The following is a 9,339-nucleotide window of genomic DNA, read 5'->3' as shown; positions in this document are numbered from 1 at the left end:
CCCGGGCGGGGGGGGGGGCGGCGCGCCCCCCCCCCCGCGCTCCCCCCGCGCGGCCCCCGACGGCGGGGGGGGGGGCCCCCTCGGCGTTTTGTCGACGCCGCGTTGGTAAGATACCGACGCACTGTCGACAACATTGGAAGGCTCCTCATGTTCCTCGCGTTGCGCGAGCTCGTCTTCGCGCGAACCCGCTTCCTGCTCATGGGCGGTGTCGTCGCGCTGGTCGCGGTCCTCGTCGTCCTCCTCTCCGGGCTCTCCGCCGGCCTCGTCAACGACGGCGTCTCCGGCCTCAAGCGCACGCCCGTCACCGACTTCGCCTTCGCCGAGGGCACGGGGACCGACGCCGCGTTCACCCGGTCGGTCATCGCGACCGACCAGGTCGGCACCATGGCCGAGCAGCCGGGCGTGCTCGACGCCGCCCCGTACGGCCTCCTGCTGTCGAACGCGCACCAGGAGGACGGCACGCCGCTCGACCTCACCCTCGTGGGCGTCGATCCCGGCTCGTTCGTCGCCCCCACGGCTCTCGCGGACGGCGACCCGGTCGGCGCGGCGGAAGGGATCGTCGTCTCGGCCACCGCCGCCGACGACGGTCTCGCCGTCGGAGACACCGTGACCCTCGCGCGTCCGGACCGCACGCTCACCGTCGTGGGCGTCCTCGAGGACCAGCACACGTTCGGGCACGTCGACGTCGCGTACCTCCCGCTCGGCACGTGGCAGGAGCTGCTCGCCGGCGCGGACGACCCGGGTGCCGACGTCCCGGACGTCGCGACCGCCGTCGCCCTGCGCACCGACGCCGGGTCGTTCGACCGGGAGGCCGCCGACGCGGCGGCGGGCACGGTGACCCGCACGCTCACCGAGTCATTCGGCGCCTCGCCGGGGTACACGGCCGAGACGGCGACGCTCCTGCTCATCCAGGTGTTCCTCTACGCGATCTCCGCCCTCGTCGTCGGCGCGTTCTTCACCGTCTGGGTCATCCAGCGCCGGCACGAGATCGCCGTCGTGCGGGCAATGGGTGCGCGGCGCCGGTTCCTGCTCGCGGACAGCCTGGGGCAGGCCGCCGTGCTCCTGCTCGCCTCGATCGGCGTGGGCTTCGCCCTCGGCGTCGCGGCCGGCGCGGGCCTCGGGGCGTCCCCGATGCCGTTCGCGCTCCAGGCGCCCGACCTCGTCCTGGCCGGCGTCCTGCTCTTCGTCCTCGGGATGGCCGGAGCGGCCGTCGCCGTCGCGCGCATCACCTCCGTCGACCCCTTGACCGCCCTGGGAGGGCAGCGATGAGCACCACCACCCCCGCCACGCCCGTGCTCGAGATCGACCGCGTCACCGTCCGTCACGGCGACGGGGACTCGACCGTCGTCGCGCTCGACGAGGTGAGCCTGAGCGTCGCCGCGGGCGAGCTCGTCGGCGTCGTCGGGCCGTCGGGCTCCGGCAAGTCGAGCCTCCTGGCCGTCGCCGGCGCGCTCACGGCGCCGGAGTCCGGGACCGTCCGCCTCGAAGGGGTCGACCTCGGTGCGTCGGGCGAGCGCGAGCGCGCCCGGCTGCGGCGCGAGCGCATCGGCTTCGTCTTCCAGTCCGGCAACCTCCTCCCGGCGCTCACGAGCGTCGACCAGCTCCGGCTCGCGCTGCGGATCGCCCGGATCGACGAGCGCGACCCCCGCGCCCGCGACCCCCGCGAGCTCCTGGAGTCCGTGTCCATGAGCCACCGTGCGGACCGTCGCCCGGACCAGCTCTCCGGCGGCGAGCGGCAGCGCGTGGGCATCGCCCGAGCTCTCGTCGCGAGCCCCGCGCTGCTCCTCGTGGACGAGCCGACGGCGGCGCTCGACCGGGCACGCAGCCACGAGGTCGTGAGCCTCCTGGCCCGCGAGGCGGAGGCGTTCGGCGCCGCCGCGCTCATGGTGACGCACGACCACGACGTGCTCGAGCACTGCCACCGGGTCGTCGAGATGGTCGACGGGCGCCTCGGGCTCCCGGCCGTCACCGGGTGACCGGCCGGGTGCTCGCGGGGGCCGGCGTCGGCGAGGACGGCGCCGCCTCCGCGCCCGGTCCTCGGGCATGATGGTCCGGCCGGGTCGTCGTGCCCGGGGAGGAGGAGGCACCGTGCCGAAGATCGCCGCTCCGACGGTGGCGGAGCACCGCGCCGCGCAGCTGCGGACCTTGCTCGACGCCGCGCGCGAGCTCATCCGCGAGGACGGGAGCGGGCTCACGCTCGCGGCGGTCGCGGCGCGCGCCGGGCTCGCCCGGTCGAGCGTCTACCAGTACTTCGGGTCGCGGGAGGCGCTCCTGGACGCCGTCGTCGCCGACGTCGTGCCGCGCTGGTCGGCGCGCATCACGGCCGCGGGGGCCGCCGCGGCCACCCCGGAGGACGCGATCGTCGCGTACGCGCGCGAGAACCTCCTCCTCGTCGCCGAGGGCGAGCACGCGGTCGTCGCCGCGCTGCGCGCGGAGGCGGGCCGCGAGGCGCTCGCGCAGCAGAGCGCAGCGATGCACGCGACGATCCTCGTGCCGCTCGTGGAGGCCCTGGAGCAGCGCGGCGTCCCGGACGCCGCGCGCTCCGCGGAGCTCGTCAATGCGGTCGTCCTCGCCGCGGCCCGTCAGGTGGAGGCGGGCGAGGACGCGACGACGACGCTGGACCGCGTGCGGGCGGTCCTCGGCTGCCTCGCGCCGGCCTGAGCGTCGTCGGCGGGTGGTGCGCGCCGTGTCGGCGGCATGACGGACAATAGGGGCGTGGTGCTGTACCGAGACGACGCGATCGTGCTGCGCGCCCAGAAGCTGGGCGAGGCGGACCGTATCGTCACCCTCCTGACGCGCGAGCACGGCAAGGTGCGCGCGGTGGGCAAGGGCGTGCGGCGCACGTCGTCCCGGTTCGGGGCGCGGCTGGAGCCGTTCATGGTCGTCGACGTCCAGCTCTACGCGGGCCGTTCGCTGGACACGGTGACGCAGGCGGAGACGATCGGCCCGTACGCGCGGCGGATCTGCGAGGACTACGGCCTGTACACGGCGGGCGCGGCGATGCTGGAGACGGCGGAGCGGCTCGTCGCGGACGAGCGCGAGCCCGCGGTGCAGCAGTACTGGCTGCTCGCCGGGGCGCTGCGGGCGTTGTCCGAGCAGGCGCACGCACCAGGCCTCGTCCTGGACTCCTACCTCCTGCGAGCCCTGGCGGTCGCGGGCTGGGCGCCGTCGTTCGTCGACTGCGCACGCTGCGGCGAGCCGGGCCCGCACCACGCGTTCGCCGTCGCGCAGGGCGGTGCGGTCTGCTCGCGCTGCCGCCCACCGGGGTCGACGGCGCCCGCCCCCCAGACCTTCGCCCTCCTCGCCGCGCTCCTCGCGGGGGAGTGGGAGACCGCCGACGCGTCGGACGCCCGGCACCGCAAGGAAGCGAGCGGCCTCGTGGCCGCGTACAGCCAATACCACCTGGAGAGAACGTTGCGATCACTGCGCATGGTCGAGCGGGACGCGCCCGTCGCCCCGCCTGCCGCCTCGCATGCCGGACCGGTCGGCGTCGCCGCAGACCGTCAGGGCCGCGGGGCGGACGCCTGATGGCGAAGCGGACGTACGCTCCGCCGTTCCCCCACCCGAGCGGCGAGCGGGCCCCGGCGATCCCGGCGCAGTTCGTGCCGAACCACGTGGCCGTCGTCATGGACGGCAACGGTCGCTGGGCCAACGCGCGCGGGCTGCCGCGCACCGCGGGCCACGAGGCGGGCGAGGCCGCGCTGCTCGACGTCGTCGCGGGGGCGATCGAGATCGGCGTCAAGCACGTGTCGGCGTACGCGTTCTCGACGGAGAACTGGAAGCGCTCGCCCGACGAGGTGCGGTTCCTCATGGGCTTCAACCGCGACGTGATCCGGCGGCGCCGCGACGAGATGGACTCGTGGGGGGTGCGCGTGCGGTGGGCGGGGCGCCGGCCGCGGCTGTGGACGTCCGTGATCAAGGAGCTCGAGATCGCGGAGGAGCAGACGAAGAACAACGACGTGTGCACCCTGACGATGTGCGTCAACTACGGGGGGCGCGCGGAGATCGCCGACGCCGCGGCCGCCATCGCGCGCGAGGTCGCCGCCGGGCGGCTCGACCCGGGCAAGGTCACCGAGCGGACGATCCAGCAGCACCTCGACGAGCCCGACCTGCCGGACGTCGACCTGTTCCTGCGGAGCTCGGGCGAGCAGCGTACGTCCAACTTCATGATCTGGCAGGCCGCGTACGCGGAGCTCGTCTTCCTCCCGGAGCCGTGGCCGGACGTCGACCGTCGGTCGCTGTGGCGCGCGGTCGAGGAGTACGCGCGCCGTGACCGCCGCTACGGCGGCGCGGTCGACGCGGTGGGCGGCACCGCCTGACACCGTGGCCGGGCCGTGCGGGGGACGGCGTGGGCGGCGGCCGGTAGCGTGCGCGCCATGGCTCTGAGCATCGGCATGGTGACCGTGGACTCCACCGACCCGCGACCGCTCGCGCAGTGGTGGGCGCGTCAGCTCGGCGGAAGGGTGGTCGACGAGTCGGACGGGTGGTTCCTCGAGGTGGTGCCCGCGGAGGGCGTGAGCGCACCGGTCCTCGGCTTCCAGCGTGTCGAGGACCCGACCCCTGGCAAGAACCGGCTGCACCTGGACCTCGGGACGTCCGACCGCGAGGCGGACGTCGCTGCGCTCGTGGCCGCCGGTGCGACGTTCGTCGCCGAGCACACGATGCCGGGCTACCGCTGGGCCGTGCTCGAGGACCCGCAGGGCAACCAGTTCTGCGTCGGCGCGGCCGACGGCTCCGCGACGACGCTCGGCTGAGCCCGGTCCGGCGCCGCCGCCGGCACCCCTCGATCCGCGCCCCCGCCCGGGACGGGCCGTCAGCGGGCGAGCGCGTCGAGCCGGGCGGCGAGCTCGACCGGCCGGCTGAGCGCCACGAGATGGCCCCCGGGCAGCGTCTCGACCTGGATGCCGAGACGCTCGCGGGCCACGGCGCGCTGGAAGGGCACCGGGAAGAGCCGGTCGTCGTCGCCCTGGAGCACGACCGTCGGCACGTCGGGCCACGAGCGGGTCGGCCACGGCTCGGCGAACGAGCGCTCGGACGGCTGGCGGTCGCTCTGCTGCACGACGGCCGCGACGGCGTCGGGCACGTCGTGGAGGAAGTCGTCCACGGGGTCGAACGGCCCGAGTCCCGTGGCGGCACGCCGCGCGGCGTGGTCGGTCGCGCGCCACCAGTCGGCACCGGTCTCGCCGGGCAGCGGGATCATCGGGTTGAGCAGCGCGAGCAGGCCGACCTCCTCGCGCTCGCACACGAGCGGGCCGACGTACGCGCCCATGGACTGGGCCACGACGACGAGGTCGCCCCGCTCGACGGGTCCGGCCGCGCGGTGCAGGGTCGCGACGGCGACGTCGGTGAGGTCGGCCCAGCCGTAGCCCTCGTCGTGCTGGGGCAGGTCGACGGGGACGGGGAGGTGACCGAGCCGGGCGAGCTCCGGCGCGAGCAGGTCCCAGTACGCGGGGTCGCCGCCGGCGCCGGGCAGCAGGAGGAACGTGGTCATGCACGTTCGGACGGTCGGGCGCGCGTCATCTCATCGGTCGAGGCGCGTCGAGTCCCGCCCGTCCTGGACCGGGGCGTCGGCGTCCAGGACGAGGCCGGTTCCGTCGAGGGCGACCGCCGAGCCCGCCGCGGCGACGCGCCCGCGGGCGGCGCGGCGTCGAACCGTCACGACCACCCCGACGACCACGGCGAGGACCACGAGGACCAGCGCCGCGACGCCCCACGGCGACCCCGTCGCCGCGGCGAAGGCGGCGGTCCACACGGCCCAGCCGACGGTCGCGTAGATGGTCGCGTGGACCGCGCACCCGAGCGTCATCGCGGCGAGATAGCGGCCGAACGGCATCCGGACGACGCCCGCGGCGGCGTTGACGACCGTCTTGGTCCCGGTCGCGAGGAAGGACGCGGGCACGGCGAGGACGCCCCAGCGGCGGACGGTCTCGATCCCGCGCGCCGCCGAGCGTCCGGACAGCCAGGCGTGGACCCGCGCGACCCACGGCTTCACGGGCCGCGTGCGGTCGAGCGTCCACGTCGTGACGAGCCGCGCGATCCAGTAGGTCGCCTGCGTCCGCACGAACGCGATCGCGAAGAAGAAGGCGAACAGCGCGGCGAACGGAGCACCGTCCAGCGCGTCGGGCACGGCTCAGTCCCGCACGGAGGCCCGTGCGCACCCCGCGCACGTGCCGAACAGCTCGATCGTGTGCTGGATGTCGACGAACCCGTGCGACGTGCCCACCTGGTTGGCCCACGCCTCGACGGTCGGGCCGTCGATCTCGACCGTGCGACCGCACGTGCGGCACACGAGGTGGTGGTGGTGCTCGCGCCGCTCGCACCGCCGGTAGAGGTTCTCGCCCTCCTCGGTGCGCAGCACGTCGACGTCGCCGCCGTCCGCGAGGCTCTGGAGCGTGCGGTAGACCGTGGCGAGGCCCACGTTGTCCCCGCGCGTGCGCAGGATCTCGTGGAGCTGCTGGGCGCTGCGGAAGTCGTCAAGGTCCTCCAGCGCGTCCGAGACGGCGGCGCGCTGCCGGGTCATGCGCTGCACGTGTCACCTCCGGGTGTGCGGTCCGACGCCCCCGAGGGTACGAGGTCGAGCTCGACGTCGTCGGGGATGTCCGGGTGGGGGTCGCGCGCCACGCGCGGGCGTCGCCGGACCCACAGCGGCCGCAGGACGGCGACGAGGAGGTAGGTCGCGATCGCGAGGACCACGATGGTCGCGCCCGGCGAGACGTTGTTCCAGTACGTGAAGGACAGCCCCACGACGCACACGACCACGCCGACGACCGACGCGACGAGCATCGTGCGGCGGAACGAGCGCGTGACGAGCTGCGCGACCGCCACGGGCACGATCATCAGGGCGCTGACGAGCAGCAGTCCCACGACCCGCATCGACACCGTCACCGTGAGCGCGGCGACGACGGCGACCGCGATGTTGAGCGTCCGCACGGGCAGGCCCGACGCGCGCGCGAACTCCTCGTCGTGGCTCACGGAGAAGAGGGCCGCGCGCAGCCCGACGCCGACGAGCAGGATCACGGCGCTCAGCACGACCGTGAGGACGAGGTCCGACGACGTGACGGTCGAGATGGAGCCGAAGAGGTACTGCATGAGGCTCCCCGAGGAGCCTCCGGCGAGCCCGATGATCAGGACGCCGCCCGCGATGCCGCCGTAGAAGAGGAGCGCGAGCGCGAGGTCGCCGCTCGTCCGGCCGCGCTCGCGCACGACCTCGATGGCGACCGCGCCGAGCACGGCCGCGACGACAGCCCCCGGGATCGCGAGCGCGTCGTTCGGGACGACGCCCATCGCCGCCCCGACGAGCCAGCCGAGCGCGACGCCGGTGAGGGCGACGTGCCCGATGCCGTCGCCGAGGAGCGACAGCTTGCGCTGCACGAGGTAGGTGCCCACGACGGGTGCGCTGACGCCGACCAGCAGCGCGGCGACCAGCGCGCGCTGCATGAGGGGGTCGGTGAGCATCAGGGAGATCTCGGAGAACAACGTGGTCATGAGGCCGTCCTGGGTGCGTGGCCCGCGGCGAGGTCGGGGTTCAGGGTGTCGGTGAGGCCCGTCTCCGGGCCGGTGGCGCGGTTGTCGGTGTCCGCGGGCTCGTGCGGGTGCAGGTGCTGGTGCGTGGCGCCGGCGTGGGTCGACGACGCGCGGGGCGGGGCGCCGTCGTGCACGACGCGGCCGTGCCGCAGCACGACCGCGCGCTCGATGAGCGGGGCGAGCGCCCCGAGCTCGTGGAGGACGACGAGCACGGTGAGCCCGTCGCCGACGAGCCGCGTCATGGTCGCGGCGAACGCCTCCTGGCTGGGCTTGTCCACGCCGGCGACGGGCTCGTCGAGGACGAGGAGGTCGGGCCGGCGGACCAGGGCACGCGCGATGAGCACGCGCTGCTGCTGGCCGCCCGACAGCTCGGCGGTGGAGTCGTCCGCGCGGTCGGCGAGCCCCACGAGGTCGAGCGCCTCGACCGTGCGCGCCCGCCAGCCGCGGGGGAGCCGGAGGCGGCCGCCGCCGAGGAGGCCGGAGGCGACGACCTCGGACGCCGTGGAGGGCATGCCCGACGGCGCGGCGACGCGCTGCGGCACGTACCCGAGCCGCTGCCAGGGCAGGCGGGGACCGAGCGGTGCACCGAACAGGTCGACGGAGCCGCGCGACAGCGGGACGATCCCGACGAGCGCCCGCACGAGCGTCGACTTGCCCGACCCGTTGGCGCCGAGGACCGCGACGACCTCGCCGGTGCCGACGGTCAGGTCGATCCCGCGCAGGATCTCGCTCCCGCCGAGGGTCACGTGGACGTCGCGCGCAGCGACGAGCTCCGCTGCGCCCGTCATGAGCAGGCGAGGCCGGAGGTGAGCGCCTCGAGGTTGGACTCCATGACCTCACGGTAGTCCGTCGCACCCTCCGCGAGGCTCTCGAGCGGGTCGAGGAGAGCGGTCTTGACGCCGAGGTCGTCGGCGAGCGTCTGGGTCACCTTGGGGCTGACGAGCGTCTCGAAGAAGAGCGTGGTCACGCCGTTCTCCCGGACGACCTCGCCCACCTCGCGCAGGCGCGCGGGCGACGGCTCGGCCTCCGGGTCGATCCCGGAGATGCCGACCTGGTGCAGGTCGTAGCGCTCCGCCAGGTAGCCGAACGCCTCGTGCGACGTCACGAGCGTCGCTCCCGCACAGGGCGCGAGCGCCTCGGCGTACTCGGTGTCGAGGTCGTCGAGGTCGGCGGTGAGCGCGGCGGCTCCGGCGGCGTAGTCGTCCGCGTGGTCGGGGTCGATCGCGGAGAGCTCGTCCGCGACGGCGTCGCCGACGGCGGCGAGGCGTGTCGGGTCGAGCCAGAAGTGCGGGTCCGTCGGGCCGTGGTCGTGGCCGTCGCCGGACTCGTCCGCGTGCTCGGCGTGCTCCTCCGCGCTCTCGTCGGCGTGCTCGCCCTCGCCGCCCGGGTGCTCCTCGAGCCCGGCGGACTCGGCGGCGTCCACGACGTGCTCCGGGGCCCGCTGCTCGATGCCCTCGTCGACCGCGGGCTGGAAGCCCGAGAGGTAGACGACGAGGTCGGCGTCGCCGATCGCGCGCACCTGGGCGGGCGCGAGCTCGAGGTCGTGCGGCTCGGCCGCGGGCGGGGTGAGGTTGGAGACGTCGACGTGCTCGCCGCCGACCTGCTCGACGACGTACTGGAGCGGGTAGAAGGACGCGAGCACCTGGAGCCGCCCGTCGTCGCTGCCGCCGGAGCCGCCGTCGCCGGGGGAACAGGCTGCGACGAGCGCGGCCGTGGCGAGGGCGGCGGTGGTGGCGAGGGCGCGGCGGCGCCGGGCGGGGGAGCGGTGCATGGCTCCAGTCTCCGCCTTCTTGAGAATGAATGTCAAAACCGTTC

General features: G+C 75.0%; 12 protein-coding genes. 6 read left to right on the top strand and 6 right to left on the bottom strand.

Translation table 11 applies throughout. The features are described 5' to 3' along the window. The first annotated feature begins 147 nt into the window (after positions 1 to 147). The 6 genes from ACFWH7_RS09980 to ACFWH7_RS09955 all read left to right on the top strand — a co-directional run bounded on the left by ACFWH7_RS09980 (position 148) and on the right by ACFWH7_RS09955 (position 4,754). Entirely contained in the window at positions 148 to 1,269 is a 1,122-nt protein-coding gene (locus ACFWH7_RS09980) for an ABC transporter permease (RefSeq protein ID WP_378216356.1), read from the top strand. Continuing rightward, the gene (locus tag ACFWH7_RS09975) at positions 1,266 to 1,976 is read left to right on the top strand and encodes an ABC transporter ATP-binding protein (protein WP_378216354.1); all 711 of its coding nucleotides are present in this window, start codon (positions 1,266 to 1,268) and stop codon (positions 1,974 to 1,976) included. Before ACFWH7_RS09980 ends, ACFWH7_RS09975 begins: the two co-directional genes overlap by 4 nt. Before the next feature lie 112 nt (positions 1,977 to 2,088). Continuing rightward, the gene (locus tag ACFWH7_RS09970) at positions 2,089 to 2,661 is read left to right on the top strand and encodes a TetR/AcrR family transcriptional regulator (RefSeq protein WP_378216353.1); all 573 of its coding nucleotides are present in this window, start codon (positions 2,089 to 2,091) and stop codon (positions 2,659 to 2,661) included. 36 nt (positions 2,662 to 2,697) lie between these two features. Then, positions 2,698 to 3,528: a DNA repair protein RecO gene (gene recO, locus ACFWH7_RS09965; RefSeq protein ID WP_378216352.1), complete on the top strand. Its 831-nt coding sequence runs from the start codon at positions 2,698 to 2,700 to the stop codon at positions 3,526 to 3,528. Further along, complete coding sequence (locus tag ACFWH7_RS09960) at positions 3,528 to 4,319, top strand: isoprenyl transferase (protein WP_378216351.1); 792 nt, start codon at positions 3,528 to 3,530, stop codon at positions 4,317 to 4,319. Before recO ends, ACFWH7_RS09960 begins: the two co-directional genes overlap by 1 nt. A gap of 57 nt (positions 4,320 to 4,376) precedes the next feature. Further along, entirely contained in the window at positions 4,377 to 4,754 is a 378-nt protein-coding gene (locus ACFWH7_RS09955; protein ID WP_378216350.1) for a VOC family protein, read from the top strand. Positions 4,755 to 4,813: 59 nt separating this feature from the next. Here ACFWH7_RS09955 and ACFWH7_RS09950 read toward each other — a convergent pair whose 3' ends face one another. From ACFWH7_RS09950 to ACFWH7_RS09925, 6 genes are read right to left on the bottom strand one after another with little or no spacing between them, the layout of a single operon-like run. Then, on the bottom strand, positions 4,814 to 5,491 hold the full coding sequence (locus ACFWH7_RS09950; protein WP_378216349.1) for an alpha/beta fold hydrolase: 678 nt from the start codon (positions 5,489 to 5,491) through the stop codon (positions 4,814 to 4,816). A gap of 30 nt (positions 5,492 to 5,521) precedes the next feature. Continuing rightward, positions 5,522 to 6,127: a DedA family protein gene (locus tag ACFWH7_RS09945; protein ID WP_378216348.1), complete on the bottom strand. Its 606-nt coding sequence runs from the start codon at positions 6,125 to 6,127 to the stop codon at positions 5,522 to 5,524. 3 nt (positions 6,128 to 6,130) lie between these two features. Beyond that, the gene (locus tag ACFWH7_RS09940; RefSeq protein ID WP_053371578.1) at positions 6,131 to 6,520 is read right to left on the bottom strand and encodes a Fur family transcriptional regulator; all 390 of its coding nucleotides are present in this window, start codon (positions 6,518 to 6,520) and stop codon (positions 6,131 to 6,133) included. Beyond that, positions 6,517 to 7,485 (bottom strand): metal ABC transporter permease, encoded by a 969-nt coding sequence (locus tag ACFWH7_RS09935; protein ID WP_378216347.1) that lies wholly within the window; start codon positions 7,483 to 7,485, stop codon positions 6,517 to 6,519. The genes ACFWH7_RS09940 and ACFWH7_RS09935 overlap by 4 nt, the downstream gene beginning before the upstream one ends. Next, on the bottom strand, positions 7,482 to 8,312 hold the full coding sequence (locus ACFWH7_RS09930; protein WP_378216346.1) for a metal ABC transporter ATP-binding protein: 831 nt from the start codon (positions 8,310 to 8,312) through the stop codon (positions 7,482 to 7,484). The genes ACFWH7_RS09935 and ACFWH7_RS09930 overlap by 4 nt, the downstream gene beginning before the upstream one ends. Continuing rightward, positions 8,309 to 9,295, bottom strand: coding sequence for a metal ABC transporter substrate-binding protein (locus ACFWH7_RS09925; RefSeq protein WP_378216344.1), 987 nt, complete (start codon positions 9,293 to 9,295; stop codon positions 8,309 to 8,311). Before ACFWH7_RS09925 ends, ACFWH7_RS09930 begins: the two co-directional genes overlap by 4 nt. Positions 9,296 to 9,339: the final 44 nt, after the last annotated feature.

Origin of the sequence: Cellulosimicrobium cellulans, from assembly GCF_042723955.1 — a bacterium.
Lineage (GTDB): Bacteria > Actinomycetota > Actinomycetes > Actinomycetales > Cellulomonadaceae > Cellulosimicrobium > Cellulosimicrobium cellulans_H.
This window is presented reverse-complemented; position numbering and strand designations above follow the sequence as displayed.